Genomic DNA, 16,134 nt, shown 5'->3' with positions numbered 1-16,134 from the left:
CGGCTCGATGCAGCGGGGCTGTCCTACAGGTTGTTGACGTAGAAGTCGGTGAGCCGTTCGACGGCGGCGTCGACGTACTCGGGCTCGTCGTACATCTCGTAGTGCCCGGCGCCGTCGATCACCATGAGGTCGACCGGGTTGGGCGCCATCTTCCACAGCTGCATGCCGGCTTCGTAGGAGCCGGTATTGCCGATGCGTCCGGCGAGGATGACCTGCAGCGGCTGGGTCAGGAGCTGGTCGACCAGGTGGAACGCGTCGTAGCCCAGCAGGAGCGAGTCGCTGCGCGCGAGGCGTCGGTTGGTGGAGTGCTCGTTGCCGCCTCGTTCGGTGCGGTAATAGGTGATCGCCTGGGTCGTGTCGATGTCGGTCGCACCGGCCGCCTCCGCGTCCTCCAGGGTGTCGGGCAGCCAGTTCACCCGGGCCATCTCGCCGGAGCGGGATTCCTCGATGCGCGCGTCGGCGAGGGCGTCGAGTGCGGCGGCCGGGCCGTCGAACTGGAAGCCGCGGAACGAGGTGCCCATGTTGCCGGGGACGACCGTTCCGACGGCCTTGATGCGGTGGTCCGTGCGGGCGGTGTGCACGGCGTAGCCGCCGCCGGCGCAGATGCCGAGGACGCCGATGCGCCGCGGGTCGATACCGGGGATCGTGGTGAGCGCGTCGATCGCGTAGGAGATGTCCTCGCCGCGGCGGTACGGGTCTTCCAGGTCGCGGGGTTCGCCTCCGCTCTGTCCCTGATGGGCGGGGTCCATGACGAGGGCCGCGATGCCGCGGGCGGCGAGGCGGGAGGCGTAGTTGGCGCCGATCTGTTCCTTCACGCTGCTGCCGGGGGTGGAGAGCACCACGGTGCGCAGCGGTGTGGCGTCGTCGGGCAGGTGGAGGTCGGCGGCGAGTTCGATCGGTCCGCGCGGGATCGTCAAGCGCTGAAGCATGGGGGGCGCCCTTCGTGGGTTGTTGTTCCGTACACGGCCAGTACAGAAAAGCCACTGGTACAATTTGGAACTAGTACAGAACGGTACCACTTGAACGGGGGTGCGCATGGCGGCAGACGGAGCGCAGCTGTGGACTCTGAACCAGCGGCTGCTGAGTGTCGTGATGGACGCCTGCACGCGGGAGCTGGCCGAACTCGGTCTCGAGACGAAGGAGTTCTTCGTCCTGGCCGAGGTCGAGGCATCGCCCTACCCGGCCGAGATCGCGGCGGCGCTGCTGCTGCCCAAGGCGAGCGTGACGGTCTACGTCCGCAACCTCGTCGCCAAGGGGTTCATCCGGCGCGAGATCGACGACGCGGACTTGCGGCGCCACCGGCTCGTACTGACCGCCGAAGGTGTCGAGGCGCGGGATCGGGCGCTTGCGGCCCTCGCCGCGGAGTACGACCGAAGGCTGGCGAGGATCACCCCACGGGACCGCACCGAACTGCAGCGCATCTTGCGGGAGATGCTCGCCCCGCCCGCATGAGGTCGTGACGGCGGCGGTTGGCCGGGGACCTCGCTCCTGCATATCCCAGGGCCGCCGAACTCCAACCAGGGCACATTGCGTTCACCCGGCGGCCTCAGTCGCACAACCCCGCGTACGCCTCGTGAGTCACACCCCCGGAAGCCTTTCCCCTTCATGACCTCCTTCGACCACGGGAGTTCCACCGTGCGTGTACGTATCCTGGCCGCCACCGCGGCCGTAGCCGCTCTCACCTCCGCGGGCCTGACCCTGCCGCTCGCCGGGAGCGCCGCCGCGGCGGTCACGACTCCGCGGTTCGACTTCAACGGCGACGGCTACGCGGACATCGCGGTCGGCATGCCCAACGCCACGGTCAACGGCAAGGCCAAGGCCGGCTACGTCAGCGTGATCTTCGGCGGCCCGCAGAGCCCGAGTCAGTCCACCGGAGTCATCAGCCAGGCCGAGGCCGGCATACCCGGCACGCCCGAGGCGGGCGACCGCTTCGGCTCTGCCGTGGCAACCGTCGACGTGGACGGCGACGGCGCGTCCGAGCTCGTCGTCGGCGCGAGCGGCGAGTCCCTGACCTCCGAGCAGCACCAGGACGAGGGCACCATCACCGTCCTGGACGGCTCGGAGTGGAACGTCAAGGGCACCACCGTGGCCAGGGGCGCGTCCGAGTTCAGCAAGATCGGCAGCACCATCGCCACCGGCGACTACGACGGCGACGGCGACACCGACCTCGCGTACGGCACGGGCGGCGAGGAGGCCGGCTCGCTCATGTTCCGCCCGGGCCCGCTCACCGCCGACCCCGTGACCCCCACCTCCCTGCGCCACTACAGCATGGGCGGCCGCACCCAGGACCTGGTCACCGGTGACTTCGACGGCGACGGCCGGGACGACCTCGCCACCACGTGGTACGCCATGGAGGACGCAGGCACCTTCATCACCCGTTGGGACGACGAGGGCAAGCCCGCCCGGTGGTGGTCCGACTCCGACCGCGGCAGCGCGCTCGCCGCCGCCGACTTCGACAGGGACGGCACGGACGACCTCGCGGTCGGCCTCGTAGCGCCCAATTTCGAGACGGAGTTCACGCATTGCACGGACCGGCTCGGCGGCGCGGTGCTGCTGCTCAAGGGCTCGAAGAGCGCGGACTTCGGTACCGAGGACGAGTGTGTCACGCAGTCCAGCCAGGATGTCGGCGGCGCCGCCGAGGAAGGCGACAGCTTCGGCGCCGCGCTGGCTGCCGGCGACCTGAACGGCGACAGCCGTCCGGAACTGGTGGTCGGCGTGCCGGGCGAGGACGTCGGCACCGTGAAGGACGCGGGCGGCTACGTCACTCTCAACGGCACGGAGAGCGGCCTTCGCGGGGGCCTGGCCCGCAGCCAGAGCACCCCGAACATGCCCGGCACCGCCGAGGCCGGCGACCGCTTCGGCGCCCGGGTGGCCGTCGGCGACTACAACCGCGACGGGCTGGGCGACACCGCGGTCAGCGCGCCCGGCGAGAACGCCGGTGAGCCCCGCTCGGGCGGCGTCTGGTTCGCGCCGGGCAGCACCGAGGAGACGTACCCGCTCGGCAAGTCGCTGACCCCGTTCGGCTTCGCGCTGCCCAACGGGGCCATCAAGTACGGCGAAGTGCTGGGGTCGTAGACCTCCGCCTGCCCTCCCGCCGTGCGGTGCGGAGGACCTGCGCGCACTGGATACGTCATCAATGACGGCTGGTTACGTGTCGAGGACGAGGCGCCCCCGCTCATGTCCGTCCTCGACGCGCGGCCGTAGCGAATCGTGTCGGCGGGGCCGGGGTGAGGTGACGTAGGCCGCGTTCATGTCCGGGGCAGGTCAGGCGGCGACTGCGGGGACCCGCCAGCGTATGAGCCCTGCGCACTTTCCCGGCGGGGGCCCCGGCCCGTTCCCGCACAGCCCGCGCGGTAGCCTGCGCGGGCTGTGCGTTGTGCGGTCCGAGTGAGTCACCACCCGACCCGCACGGCGGCGTCTCAGCGTGCTGCGACGGCCTCGATCTCGATGAGCATGTCGGGATCGGACAGGGCGCTGACTTCCGCAAGGAGACTGGCCGGTCGGCAGTGAAGCGCGGCGAGTCCGTCCATGAGCACGTCGTACTGGGCCACACACGCCGCGAGATCGGTCGTGACGATACGGATCTGCACCACGTCCGCCATCGTCATGCCTCCCTCGGCGACGGTCTCTCCGAGCCGCCGCAGCGTGAGCCTGATCTGGCCGGCCATATCGCCCTTATGGGCGATGCTCCCTTCATCGTCGCGGGCCTCGTGCCCGGCCATGAAGAGCCAACTGCGGGGCTCATCGACGCGGACGGCACGGTTGTACATCAGCTTCCCGCCCGCCATGCGCGGGCCGATCTCTGCCTTGCTCATGCTGCTCCGCTCTACGGGCCGCCCGATACCACCTCGACGACAGGCGTATCACCGGGCACCGTTGCCCGCACTTCCGCCGCCCCCCCCCGGACCGCGGAAGCGATGCAGGCGCCCTGCCTAGAGCATGCTGAGCGCCTGCATCGCTTCGCGCTCGATGCGCGAGAGGTCGTGCAGAATCGAACCGGCCTGTACGAGATCGGCCGCCTCTCCGGATGCGCCCGCCGCCGCGACGAGCGAGGCCACCTGTGACCAGAGGCCGGCGGCCTCGCCGTACAGGCTGTGGCCGGTGCGCAGATGCCTGCTGTCGATCAGCTGGGCACACTCGGCGAGGAAGTCGCGGTAGAGATTGCGGAACAGGGCGCCGCCGGTGCCGGCCTTCTCCATGAGGACGGCCGCCCGCGGCAGGTCCTCGCCCGGATTGTCGCTGCGCTCCAGCCACTTCGGGACTTGCTGGGCGGCCTTCCCGATGCCGCGGTGGCCCAGGTTCGCGATGGGCGGGTTGAGGAAGGCGTCGGCGCAGGTCTTGATCGCGGGGATGATCCGGTCCTGCGGTGACGGCAGGCCGCCGGGTGCCGTGAGGGTGAAGGAGCGGTGCCTGGCGGTCATGGGACCGCGCTCGGCCCTGGCCCTGGCCAGGCCAGCGAGTCCGGTCGTCACGGCTCCTCCTTGCGGGGCGGTGTCCACCAGGTAGGCGTTCTCCTCGGCGTAGCCGTACATGGCGACCACGTGTCCGCCGAAGTGCACCTTGGTGCTGAAGTAGTCCAGGTGGTAGCTGTCGAGCTGCAGGCCGACCGGCCGGCCCGCGTCGATGGGCGTCGCCACGTTCTGCCATCCCTTGCGCGGCGACGTGGTCTCCGCGACCACCAGCTCGAGCCCCAGTACGGTGGCCAGATTCCTGGTCAGCTCGAACGGCTTGACCCGGCCTCCCAGGAACGGAAACCCCATGGCCTTGCTGTCCCAGTAGATGAAGGACAGCCCGGAGCCGAGGCCGAACAGCATCGACTCGGACAAGTCGAGCCCCTCATGCCGCAGCAGCACACCCAACGCGGTCGTCTCACAGTGCTGCATACCGCGCCCATCGACACCTTCCACCATGCTCATGCCGCCCATTGTTCCCCTTCCACCGTCGGGTCGCCCCAGTGCGGCCGCATACCAGTGGCCGCCCCGGCCGACGTGCTCCGTCAGCGTCGCGACGGCCCCAGCCGCGTGGGGTCACCACAAGACCGGAAGCCGCTCGGGGACGCGTTTGATGTTGCCGGTGCGCCAGGACATCTGGTCGGGCGGCAGTGCGAGCCGGAGCCGGGGCAGGCGCTCCAACAGGACGGTGAGGGCTTCGGCGGCGTGTACGCGGGAGATCGCGGAGGCGGGGCAGAAGTGGCGGCCGGCTCCGAACGACAGGTGGGCGTTGGGGGAGCGGTCGAGGTCGAACCGCTCGGGGTCGGTGAACTGCCGCGGATCGAAGTTCGCGCCCTCCACACAGACCAGGACCAACTCTCCCGCCCGGACCAGCACTTCACCGACCTGGACATCGCTCTGGGCGATCCGGGGCAGTCCGTCGCCGATGGACAGGGTGAAACGCATCAGCTCCTCCACCGCGCGCGGCATCGCCTCGGGGTGTTCTCGCAGGTGCTCCATCGCGTCCGGGTGGCGGATCAGGGTGAGCACGGCGTGCAGCAGGAACACGTACGTGCTCATGGCGCCGGCCCCGAACAGCGAGGTGACCGTGGCGGCGATCATCTCGTCCGTCAGGTCGCCGCCGTCGCGCCCGGGATCGTCGCGCAACTCGCACAGCCGCTTGATGAGCCCCCGTTGGGCCCCTCGCTCCGCGTGCACGTGCCGCAGGACGAAGGCGTAGTCCTTGTCCCAGTTGGCGGTGCAGCCCTCGAAGACGACGGGGCTGGTGACGAAGCCGAGGTCCAGGCCCGACATGAGGCGCAGCCCGTCCTCGTAGGGCAGGCCGAGCACCTGGCAGACCAGGGCGGCGGAGTAGGGCTCGGCGAACCGCTCGCGCAGATCCACCGGCGGCCCCTCCTCGACGATGGCATCGACCAGTTGGTGCGCGCACCGGGCCATCCATGGGGCGGAGGCGGGTCCGGTCCGGGGCCCGAAAGCACGCAGTACTTCCTGGTGGAGCCCGGCGCTGTTGACGTTGCCCATGGTGTTGACGACCTCGGCGGGGATCGTCAGGGCGTACTGGCGCGGTACGCCGGGGGATGCGGTCTCGCGCAGGCTGAAGCGCTCGTCCTCCAGGACCTGCCGGGCCAGCGCGTAGCTGGTGACCAGCCAGGCGTCGTCGCCGGTGAGGGTCTGGATCCGGGCGACGGGGCTGTCTTCGCGCAGCTGCGCGCACTCGGCGGGGACGGTGTCGCCGCGCCGGGACAGCGGCCACTGCACCGGGGCGTAGGGGACCGTGCCGGAGTCGGCGGCGGAGGTCGTGGGCGGGGTGGATGTCACGGCGGTCTGCCTTCTTCCAGGGCGCTTTCGGCCCGGTGGGGGGAGAGGAGGAATCAGTCGCGGCAGGCGACGATGGAGTAGCCCTGTGCGTCGGCCGGGCGCAGCAGTCCCGTGGAGCGCTCGGAGAACAGCAGCCGGCCCAGCGCCAGTACGGTGTGGTAGCAGTGGACGGACGAGGCGACGTCCAGGATGCGGGGAGTGTCGACGAAGAACGGCAGCTCGGCGTCGATGTAGTCCAGCGCCGCCTGCACCTGTGCGGGAGAAGGCAGAGCTCCTGGCTGCAGCCGCTGTGTCAGGAACTGGTGGGCCATGCCGTCCCGGACGGACCGCAGTTCCATGTCGGTGCGCAGCGCGCTCCCGGCCCGTGCCCGCACCTCCCGGTATCCGGGCTGCTCCAGGAAGGCGGACAGCGGCTGCACCCGCACCCGCGTCGCGGCCGGTCCGAGATCCTCCAGGGCGCCTCCGATGCGCCGCCGGACCCCGCGCAGTTGTTTGGCCGCGCTTCTGCGCGCGGCGGGGCGCTCGTAGCCGAAGGCCTCCAGCGCCGCCACCAGGGCGACATCGGCGTGCACGACGTCCACGACGGTGAACCGGTCGACGGCCCACGCCAGAGCCCTGGCCAGACGCTGCCGGGTGAAGTAGCTGTTGCCGGTGCTCGCTCCGAACAACGCGTGATCCCCGCGCCGGAGAATGCCTTCGCTGCGTGTTCCCAGGGGCAGGACGTCCAAGGTGAGTTGGGTGGGGGGCGGTCCGCTGGGGGGCAAACGGGGCTCCTCGCTGTCGCCTGTGAATATGCGCAGCGAACATGCCCAAGGGGAGTGACATAAATGCCGTCAATGCCCCTAAGGGATGACAGTTGGGGCCCGTCGCGGGGTCAGCTGCGGCGGCAGTGGAAGATGCCCCAGCGCAGGTGACCGCTGTGGGCCGAGTCGACCCACAAGGGGAGGTTGGCGAGAAGGGTGTCCACGTAGCCGGGGCTGATGAGACCGCGCAACTCCTGCTCGCGGCGGCGGGTCTCTTCCGTGATGCGTTCGTAGTGGCGGACGAGCTGCCCGCTGCGATCGTCGAAATCGATACGGGACAGGCCGAGTTCGTCGAGCTGCCGGCGATAGAAGGCCGGCGTGGCCAACGCGTCCACGCCCAAGCGGGCCACGGCCGCCTCGAGATCCGCGGGCGAGGCGTCTTCGCGCGCCATCAAGTCGGTGAAGACCAGGGCCCCGTCCGGTTTGAGCACGCGGACGGCTTCGCGGAGCAGCAGCGGCCGGTCACCGCTGTGACAGAAGGCTTCCTGGGACCAGACGACGTCGAAACTTTCGTCGGCGAAGGGAATGTCGTGGAAGGAGCCGGTGACGACCTCGACGAGGTGGTCCAGACCGCGCTCGGCGTTGGTGCGGCGATGCCTGCGGTTCTGGCTCTCGCTGATGTTGAGGGCGGTGACGCGGCAGCCGAAACGCTCGGCGAGGTAGCGGGTGGCACCGCCGAAGCCGGAGCCCAGGTCGAGCACGGTGCCGGCGGGCGAGAGAAGGTCTGCCACCGTGTCGGCGGCGTGCTCGATGGTACGCAGGGAGGCCTGCGCGACCGGCTCGTCCGAGCTCTCGTAGGTGCCGGTGTGGATGTCGTCGCCGCCCCACACCGCGGCGTAGAAGCCGTCGACGTCCGGGGTGTCGTAATAGCTCTGGCTGGTGTCCTCGGAGAGCGATGCGTCGTCGTTCGGCATGGGCTCGTTCCTGTCCGGTGGTGCCGGCGTCAACTCTGGCCACCCCATCTCATGAGCGCTGTTCACAACAGGCCGCGAACAAGCCAGGCATGAGCGTGCCACCGCAAAGGAGGACGGTGGCACGCTCACGTGGACCGTGCGGCGCCGACAGGCACCGACGGTGCGCTACGACCGGGTCAGCTGTTGACGCAGGTGTTGCCGAACGCCGGGTTGAGCAGGCCGATGACGTTGACGGTGTTGCCGCACGCGTTGACCGGGATGTGGATCGGGGCCTGAACGTTGTTGCCCGAAATCACGCCCGGCGAGCCCACGGCCGCACTCTGGGCACCGGCGTCGGCGGACGCCAGACCGGCGGCGCCCATCACGAGGCCCCCGGTGGCCAGCGCCACGCTCATCGTCTTCTTCATCGCAGACATGCTTCTGTTCTCCTTGGTATCGATCAGCCGGACGGCGCCAAGCCGTCCGCGCCAGGCGTCGCGAGGCCGGGGCATCCCGGCTTCTTCGGCGCCTGCGCTGGTCAACGTCGTTTACGCCTTCTGGACACGCTGATTCGCCCCAGTAGTCGATGGCCGCAGGCCGATGACGTCCGCTAGGCGGCGGCGTCGGCCCACAGATCGGTGCTGTGGGCAGCGACGAGAGCGCCGATACGGGTGAGCGCGTCGCCGACCGGCTGCGGGTCGAGTCGGCGTCCGTCGCGCAGACGTACGGCGACGTGATCGTCCGCGGCCTCCTTGGCGCCGATGACGGCCTGGTAGGGAACCAGACGGGCCGCTCGGATACGGGCGCCCAGGGTGCCGCGCTCCGGACCCGCGATCTCGGCGCGCAGCCCCAGATCGGCGCATTGCCGGGCGAGATCTGCGGCGTTCGGCAGTTCGCTCTCGCTGATCGGCAGGATCACCACTTGAGTGGGGGCGAGCCAGGCGGGGAAGGCGCCGCCGTGCTGTTCGATGAGATGGGCGACGGCTCGCTCCACGCTGCCGATGATGCTGCGGTGGACCATGACCGGGCGGTGCTTGGCGCCGTCGGCGCCGATGTAGTGCAGGTCGAACTGCTCGGGCTGGTGGAAGTCGACCTGGACGGTGGACAGGGTGGACTCCCGGCCGGCGCCGTCGGTGACCTGAACGTCGATCTTGGGGCCGTAGAAGGCGGCCTCGCCCTCGGCCGCCTCGTACGGCAGGCCGGAGCGGTCCAGGACGTCGGTGAGCAGGGCGGTGGCCCGCCTCCATTTCTCGGGCGCGACGACGTACTTGCCGCCGGGGCCGGGGAGGGAGAGCCGGTAGCGGGCCGGGGTGATGCCGAGCGCCTCATAGGCCCCGCGGATCATCTCCAGCGCGGCCCGCGCCTCCTCGGCGACCTGGTCCAGGGTGCAGAAGATGTGCGCGTCGTTGAGCTGGATGGCCCGGACCCGGGTCAGCCCGCCGAGTACGCCCGAGAGCTCGGAGCGGTACATGCCGCCCAACTCGGCCATTCGCAGAGGCAGTTCGCGATAGCTGTGGGAGCGGGAGCGGTAGATCACCGCGTGGTGGGGGCACAGGCTGGGCCGCAGGACGGCTTGTTCCTCGCCGAGTTCCATCGGCGGGAACATGTCGTCGCTGTAGTGCGCCCAGTGCCCGGAGATCTCGTACAGCTCCCGCTTGCCGAGCACCGGTGAGTACACGTGGCGGTACCCGGCCCGCCGCTCGGCGGCGCGGATGTACTCCTCCAGGGCATGCCGTACGGTCGCGCCGTCGGGCAGCCAGTACGGCAGGCCCGCGCCGATCAGCGGATCGGTGTCGAACAGGTCCAGTTCACGGCCGAGTTTGCGGTGGTCATGCATGGCGGTCTCCTCGCGTACATCGGGCGAGTGACCGCAGGACGAAGCCCCGGGGCACTCGCCCCGGGGCTTCGACTCAGACAGCTGTCAGCGCGCCGGGACACTCTCCGGCGTCGTCGTCATGGCAGCGCGCTTCATGCCGCAGACGGTAGCGGGCCACAGCGATGGCCGCACTGTCTTTTTCTCCCCGCACGCTTCCTCTAGCTGCTCAGGGCGTGGGCGTACTGCTCATCGGTGACCGGCTCGAGCCAGGTGGTTCCGTCGCCCTCGGCGTCGCCGACGACCATGGCGATGTGTGCCATGAGCGTGGTGTCCGTGCCGCCGTGCCAGTGCTCCTCGCCGGGCGGGCACTTGACGGTCTGTCCGGCGCTGGCACGGATGACGTGGCCGTCACGGGTGCCGACCAGGCCGGCCCCGTCGGTGATGTAGAGGGTCTGGCCGTTGGCGTGGGAGTGCCAGTTGGTGCGGGCGCCCGGCGTGAAGCGGACCAGGGCGGTGGCGAGGCGGGCGGGTTCCGCGGGAGTTTCGATCATGTTGAGGTAGACGTCGCCGGTGAAGCGTTCGGCGGGGGCTTTCACCGTGGGGGAGTGGGTGATGTGTTCCATGGCTGCCTTTCCGGGCGGTTCGGGGTGCGGGACGGTCGGCGTTGTTCAGGTCCGTGCCGACGTGGTTTCAGAGGTCGTGCGCGCTGCCGGGACGGGCGTGCCGGGAGCGCCGTGGGTGACGACGCGGGTCGCGCCGCGCTTGGCGGCGAAGGCCAGGGCGCTCAGCGGCAGCAGGGTCAGGCCCGCGAAGACGGCGCCGACCAGGGCAGGGCCGGTCACGCCGAGGGATGAGGCGAGGGCCTGTCCGGCCAGTGCGGAGCCTGCGGCGATGCCGGTGTTGTAGGCGGACGTGGTCAGTGCGGAGGTCAGGGTGGGCGCGCCGTCGGCGAAGCGGACGGCGAGGGCGGTGACGACCGGGTTGATGGTGAACCCGGCCAGCGCCATCAGGAAGATCAGTGCGATGGCGGCGAGCGGAGTGGTGGACAGCGGGATCAGCGCGAGCAGGATCAGCGTGGTCGCCGCGGCGGCCGGGATCGTCGTGGCCATCGGGCGGCGGTCGCCGAACCGGCCGCCGATCGCGGTGCCGCCCAGCGCACCGGCGCCGAACGCGATCAGTACGAGCGGCACGGCGCCCCGCGGAATGCCGGCGCGGTCGGTCAGCAGCGGGGTGATGTAGGTGTAGACGGCCAGCACACCGCCCATGATCAGTACGGCCGAGGCCAGCGCCAGCCACAGCCGCCCCTGTCGCAGCGCCCGGAATTCATCCCGTACGGAGACCCGGGCGCGTTGCTCCGTACGGGGGACGAAGCGGCCGATCACGGCTGCGGCCAGGGTGGCGAGCGCGGCCAGGGTCCAGAACAGTCCGCGCCAGCCGGTGACGTGCCCGGCCAGGGACCCGGCGGGCACGCCGATGACGTTGGCCAGGGTCAGGCCGCCCATCATCACGCTGACGGCGCGGGTGGCGTGCGCGGGCCCGGCGGCGGTGGTGGCGATGACGAAGCCGACGGCCCAGAACGCGCCGGTGGCCAGCGCGGTGACGAACCGGGCGGCAAGGACCACGGTGAAGGAACTGCTCAGGGCCGCCACGACGTGCCCGGCGGCGAAGACCGCAAGGGCGAGGACGAGGGTGAGGCGCTGGGGCAGGCGCAGGGTGGCCAGGGCCATGGCCGGACCGCCGACGATCATGCCGACGGCAAAGGCGGTGATCAGCAGCCCGGCGTGGGAAACGCCGACGCCGAGGTCGGGCGCGATGTCCGGGAGGATGCCGGCGATGACGAACTCGGTGGTGCCCATCAGGAAGGTGCCCGCGGCGAGCACCCACACGACGAGGGGCAGCTTGCCCGGCGCGCGAGCGGCGGGGTGGGACATGAAGGGATCTTCTCCTTGTGAAGGAGGGGGGCAGGGGGGGGCGAGAGCAGGGTTCAGGAGGCGGACCGGCCGAGGATGATCAGCCCCGGTGAGGGGTGTCCGACGCGGTAGAAGAGGGCCGGGTTGCCCCACGGCGCGGAGAAGGGCAGGCAGGGCCGAAGGGCGCCGCCTCAGCCGGGCATCGGTTCCGCGTAGTGCCGAAACCCGTCCCGATCGGTGTGCAAGGCGTAGAGCCGCTCGGCCAGCGCGCTCGGGCTCGCATGTGCGGAGTCCGGGCTGATGGCTCCGGGCACGATGAGCTGGGCGGCGTGGATGTTCTCGCCCGCGAGCGCATCGTGCAGCATCGCCGCGTACGCGCTCTCCCCGGCGAATGCGATCGAGGTCCCCGCACGGTCGGGGTGCGGACGGACCGCACCGCCGCCGTTGACGAACAGGAGCGTGCCGCGTCCCAGCGCCCGCATCCCTGGAAGAACCGCGTTGACACAGGTCAGCGGGCCCTTGATGGAGAAGGCGAGCGGATCGTCCAGGTCGGCCGGGGCGGTGTCCAGGACCGGCTTCATGAAGTCGGCGCGGGGTACCGGGCTGAACTGCAGGATCTCCACCGGCCCCAGCTCCGCACCGGCTTGCCGCAGGGCACTGGTGAGGGAGCCGGGGTCCAGGACGTCGGCGGGGTAGGCGCGGGCCCGGACAGCGTCTCGGCCCAGTTCGGCCACGAGAGGTTCGAGGTGTTCGGCGGTGCGCGAGAGGAGGGCGACGGTGTGCCCGGCGGCGCCGAAGCGGCGGGCGCAGGCAAGACCGAGGCCGGGACCGGCGCCGACGAGGGCGAAGGTCGTCATGAAAGGTTCCTCCGAATGATCAGAGCGGAGCGGGGGCGGGGACACCCCGCTCAGGCGGACGGCGGGCGAGAAGCGCCGCGTCATCCAGGTAACCCGCTCCGGGCCCGAGCAGCGAGGCACGGTCAAGGGGTGTACTGCCAGTACATCGCTGCGGCAGCGGGCGCGACGTACCGTCGAAGGCGTGGACAACCAAGCGGAGGTCCGCGAGTTCCTCACCTCGCGGCGAGCCAAGATCACCCCCGAGCGGGCGGGCCTGCCGTCCGGCAGCCGGCGCCGGGTACCCGGCCTGCGCCGGAGCGAGGTCGCCGCGCTGGCCGACATGAGCGTGGAGTACTACTCCAAACTCGAGCGCGGCAACCTCGCCGGCGCTTCCCCGGCCGTCCTGGAAGCCCTCGCCCGCGCCCTCCAGCTGGATGACGCCGAACGCGCCCACCTGCTGAACCTCGCCCACGCGGCCGACGGCTCCGACGCCCTGGCCCGTCCCCGACGCCGCTCCTCCCAGTGGAAGGCGCACCGCAGCCTGCAGTGGGTCCTGGACGCCGTCACCGCCGGTCCGGCCTTCGTGCGCAACGGCCGCATGGACGTGCTCGCCACCAACCAGCTCGCCCGCGCGTTCTACGACGACGTCGACGCCACGTCCCACAACCAGGCCAACCTGGCCCGCTTCAACTTTCTGGACCCCGCATCCCGCCGCTTCTACCCCGACTGGGAGCAGGCCGCCGACGTCGCGGTGTCGATCCTGCGCACCGAGGCCGGCCGCAACCCCCACGACAAGGGTCTGCACGACCTCGTCGGCGAACTCTCCACCCGAAGCGACGACTTCCGCATCCGCTGGGGCGCCCACAACGTCCGCCACCACGGCACCGGCACCAAACGCTTCCGCCACCACACGGTCGGCGACCTCACGTTGGCCTACGAAGGACTGGAGATGGCCGCCGAACCCGGCCTCACCCTGACCATCTACACCGCCGAACCCGGCTCCCCCTCCGAAGAGGGGCTGCGCCTTCTCGCGTCCTGGGCCGCCACCCGGGACGGCGACATCACGGAACCCTTCACGACGAGCCGCTGACCGGCCCCTGCAATGCCGCTGCAACGAGTTCTGCAGTGGGTGCTGCAACCCGTACATGCACGATGTGCTCCTCGTCGCCTTGAGCGGACAAGCAAGGGCCGGTCGGCCGACGAGCGGCGCACCCGGTACATGAGCAGCGGAAAGCCGGTGGAGAACGGACCGGTTTCCTGACGACTGCCGGAGCGGAAGCGTCAATCAACACCCGATCCGCCGACCGACGCGTCATCAGCCGGTCGGCGCTGATCGGTGCCCGCGCATGCCGACGTCTAGCGAGGAGAAAGAGGATGCATTTACTCACCGGAGTAAACATGATGTCCAAGGAACTCGTCCTGGTCAGTGCCGACGAGGACAAGATGGTCAGGGTGCCGCTCAAGGACATCGACGGCTGGCGTCCTGCCAGCCCGCAGCACACATGGATCGCCCCTGACGAGGAGACCGTCTACGTCGCCACGGACGCCATTCCGCCGTTCAACGCGTCCATCGTCGTCCTGCACCTGAACGGCGTCAGCTGGGACGCCGGGACCGCGGACGTGGAGCTGCGGCAGATCGTGCCGCTGGATGTCGCCGGCACGCCGTCCGACATGCCGAACCTCAAGCAGACATCTCCCAACCAGCCGATCATGCCGTGGACCCGTCCCCTCTACACACAGACGCACGGCCCGACCTTCCTGCCCCGCTCGAAGTTCACCTACGTCACGCACTACACGGATGACCGCGTACGGGGATTCAAGATCAAACATGACGGAACGCTGGAGCAGCGGGTTCTGTACTCGGACCGGGCACTGACCAGGCAGACCCACGGGGTCAACTTCAACGCGAAGGGCACCGTCGGACTGGGCGTCGGGTACGACTACGACATCGGCGAGGTGCGCGTCTACCGGCCTGACAGGCACACCGGGAAGGTGCAGGCGACACACACGATCACGTTGGGGACGGAAGCCGAGTACGGCGCGTTCGCGCACTACGCGGCCTGGCTCGACAACCGCTTCGCCTACATCGGAGCCATGCAGGCCGGGTCCACGTCCCGGACGCCCCTGGGGGCCACGGTCGTCGGACCGAGCGTCTGGCTGATCGACACCGAACTGGACACCGCCGAACGCGTCATCGGCCCCACCCGCACGGCGGGCGGCGCGGGAATGTTCAGGTCACCGTCGGACGTGACCGTCGCGAAGGGCAAGTTGTACGTGGCGGAGGAGGATTCGTGGGGTCCGCAGGGGGAGAGCCCCTTCGATTATGGACGGGACGGCTATATCTCCGTCTGGGACATCCACAACCGTGCCGAGCCCCGCTTCGTCAAGCGCCTGCGCCCCGGCCGCGAGCTGCCTGCCGACTTCCGCAACGCCCACACCGCCACCGCCATGTTCGACGAGGACTCCGTCTTCGTCTCCAGCTTCGTCAGCGATCACCTCATCCGGATCGACACTCGTACGGACAAGGTGGCCAAGGTGTACGACGCCCGCGACGGACTGAGCATGTTCCACGGGGAGTTCGCCGCCGGACGGAATCGGTGACCGGGCCCGGTTGGACCCCGGGGGCCCGGGCGGAGACCAACGACGCCGGCGATCTGTCTCACACCAAACTCATGCTGGAACGGCTGGCCACCAGCTGGCCCCGGCGAGCGTATGTGAAGAAGCAGGAGCTGGAGCCGTTCTTCGAATCGGACAAGGAGGACTTCCTCGAAAGTCTCCTGCCCTTTCGGCATCTGCCGCAATATCAGGCGTGCTCGCCCGAGTTGCGCTCCCGCGTCCTCAGCTGCGGCTGGCTGATGTACAACGCCAAGACCGTGCAGATAGAGACGGAGATAGTAAACCCTGCCTGTCTCGACATCATCAAAGGAGCGATGCCCGGCCTGCGCTCGGCCGATTCGCAGAAAGCGGTCTGCGAGACCATGGTGGACGAGGTCTATCACGTGCATCTCGTCGAGCAGGCGAGCCGGCTGACGCGCGGTCGTCGCGGCCTGGACGGCATCGTGATTCCCCGGTTCAACCTGGTCCGGCACATGCAAGAACGCCTGCAAGGCTGTAGCGAACCCTGGCAGGGGCGGATGATCCAGTTCGCCACGGCGGTGGTGTCGGAGATCTTCATCAGCGATTATCTGCATCTGCTCAGCGAAAGCCAGGAGATCCAGTCCTTCAACCGCATGACGGTGGCGGCGCACCGCCACGACGAAATGGTGCACAGTCCGCTGTTCAAATCCCTGGCTCAGCTCTTCTCCCACGAGTTGACGGAACAACAGCGCGCCGTCTTTGCCGATGTGCTGCCCGAACCCGTGGTCTGGTTCGCGGACCGCGAGCTGGACATCTGGCTGTCGCTTCTGCGGCAGATCGGATTCCCGCAGGCCGAGGAGATGATTCAGGAATGCAGAAGCGCCGGTGCCGCTGACCTGACGACGCTGGACTATTCGCAGATCGTCACGTTGGCGGAAGAGATCGGCCTCTTGGATTCCGCTGCGGCCCGCGACAGCTTCTCCCGGCAGGGCCTGATCGCCTGACCGGAACCGAGCACAGGAGTGTGCAG

General features: G+C 69.7%; 16 protein-coding genes. 5 read left to right on the top strand and 11 right to left on the bottom strand.

The features are described from left to right. Positions 1–23 precede the first annotated feature (23 nt). Positions 24–1,037 carry an alpha/beta hydrolase gene (locus ABZ906_RS07980; RefSeq protein WP_361378933.1) on the bottom strand — a complete coding sequence of 338 codons (1,014 nt, stop codon included), beginning with the start codon at positions 1,035–1,037 and terminating at the stop codon, positions 24–26. Here ABZ906_RS07980 and ABZ906_RS07975 point away from each other — a divergent pair. Next, entirely contained in the window at positions 1,036–1,452 is a 417-nt protein-coding gene (locus tag ABZ906_RS07975; RefSeq protein WP_361378930.1) for a MarR family transcriptional regulator, read from the top strand. The genes ABZ906_RS07980 and ABZ906_RS07975 overlap by 2 nt on opposite strands. 183 nt (positions 1,453–1,635) lie before the next feature. Then, positions 1,636–3,075 carry an FG-GAP repeat protein gene (locus ABZ906_RS07970; RefSeq protein ID WP_361378927.1) on the top strand — a complete coding sequence of 480 codons (1,440 nt, stop codon included), beginning with the start codon at positions 1,636–1,638 and terminating at the stop codon, positions 3,073–3,075. Positions 3,076–3,419: 344 nt separating this feature from the next. On the opposite strand, the gene ABZ906_RS07965 is transcribed toward ABZ906_RS07970, so the two are convergent. The 10 genes from ABZ906_RS07965 to ABZ906_RS07920 form a co-directional block, all read right to left on the bottom strand. Then, complete coding sequence (locus ABZ906_RS07965) at positions 3,420–3,815, bottom strand: Rid family hydrolase (protein WP_361378924.1); 396 nt, start codon at positions 3,813–3,815, stop codon at positions 3,420–3,422. Between the two features lie 117 nt (positions 3,816–3,932). After that, complete coding sequence (locus ABZ906_RS07960; protein WP_361378921.1) at positions 3,933–4,916, bottom strand: BtrH N-terminal domain-containing protein; 984 nt, start codon at positions 4,914–4,916, stop codon at positions 3,933–3,935. Between the two features lie 111 nt (positions 4,917–5,027). Continuing rightward, positions 5,028–6,269: a cytochrome P450 gene (locus tag ABZ906_RS07955; RefSeq protein WP_361378918.1), complete on the bottom strand. Its 1,242-nt coding sequence runs from the start codon at positions 6,267–6,269 to the stop codon at positions 5,028–5,030. Positions 6,270–6,322: 53 nt separating this feature from the next. Then, entirely contained in the window at positions 6,323–6,997 is a 675-nt protein-coding gene (locus tag ABZ906_RS07950) for a tRNA-dependent cyclodipeptide synthase (RefSeq protein ID WP_361381314.1), read from the bottom strand. Positions 6,998–7,143: 146 nt separating this feature from the next. Next, positions 7,144–7,986: a methyltransferase domain-containing protein gene (locus ABZ906_RS07945; protein ID WP_361378915.1), complete on the bottom strand. Its 843-nt coding sequence runs from the start codon at positions 7,984–7,986 to the stop codon at positions 7,144–7,146. 176 nt (positions 7,987–8,162) lie between these two features. Then, positions 8,163–8,402, bottom strand: coding sequence for a chaplin (locus ABZ906_RS07940; protein ID WP_361189865.1), 240 nt, complete (start codon positions 8,400–8,402; stop codon positions 8,163–8,165). 173 nt (positions 8,403–8,575) lie between these two features. Beyond that, positions 8,576–9,802: a threonine--tRNA ligase gene (gene thrS / locus ABZ906_RS07935; RefSeq protein WP_361378912.1), complete on the bottom strand. Its 1,227-nt coding sequence runs from the start codon at positions 9,800–9,802 to the stop codon at positions 8,576–8,578. 197 nt (positions 9,803–9,999) lie between these two features. After that, positions 10,000–10,404: a cupin domain-containing protein gene (locus ABZ906_RS07930; protein WP_361378909.1), complete on the bottom strand. Its 405-nt coding sequence runs from the start codon at positions 10,402–10,404 to the stop codon at positions 10,000–10,002. 45 nt (positions 10,405–10,449) lie between these two features. Next, a complete protein-coding gene (locus tag ABZ906_RS07925; protein ID WP_361378906.1) occupies positions 10,450–11,712 on the bottom strand; it encodes an MFS transporter in 1,263 nt (420 codons plus the stop codon). 170 nt (positions 11,713–11,882) lie between these two features. Continuing rightward, positions 11,883–12,548: an SDR family NAD(P)-dependent oxidoreductase gene (locus ABZ906_RS07920; RefSeq protein WP_361378903.1), complete on the bottom strand. Its 666-nt coding sequence runs from the start codon at positions 12,546–12,548 to the stop codon at positions 11,883–11,885. A gap of 181 nt (positions 12,549–12,729) precedes the next feature. Here ABZ906_RS07920 and ABZ906_RS07915 point away from each other — a divergent pair, with 181 nt between their 5' ends. From ABZ906_RS07915 to ABZ906_RS07905, 3 genes are all read left to right on the top strand, one after another. Further along, positions 12,730–13,617, top strand: coding sequence for a helix-turn-helix transcriptional regulator (locus ABZ906_RS07915; protein ID WP_361378900.1), 888 nt, complete (start codon positions 12,730–12,732; stop codon positions 13,615–13,617). Between the two features lie 284 nt (positions 13,618–13,901). Further along, positions 13,902–15,128 carry a hypothetical protein gene (locus ABZ906_RS07910; RefSeq protein ID WP_361378897.1) on the top strand — a complete coding sequence of 409 codons (1,227 nt, stop codon included), beginning with the start codon at positions 13,902–13,904 and terminating at the stop codon, positions 15,126–15,128. A gap of 71 nt (positions 15,129–15,199) precedes the next feature. Further along, positions 15,200–16,108, top strand: a complete 909-nt coding sequence (locus ABZ906_RS07905; protein ID WP_361378894.1) for a diiron oxygenase — start codon at positions 15,200–15,202, stop codon at positions 16,106–16,108. The last annotated feature ends 26 nt before the right edge of the window (positions 16,109–16,134 follow it).

This window comes from Streptomyces sp. NPDC046925 (genome assembly GCF_040644915.1).
Lineage (GTDB): Bacteria > Actinomycetota > Actinomycetes > Streptomycetales > Streptomycetaceae > Streptomyces.
Note: the sequence above shows the minus strand (reverse complement) of the source record. Positions and strands in the feature narration are given on the sequence as shown.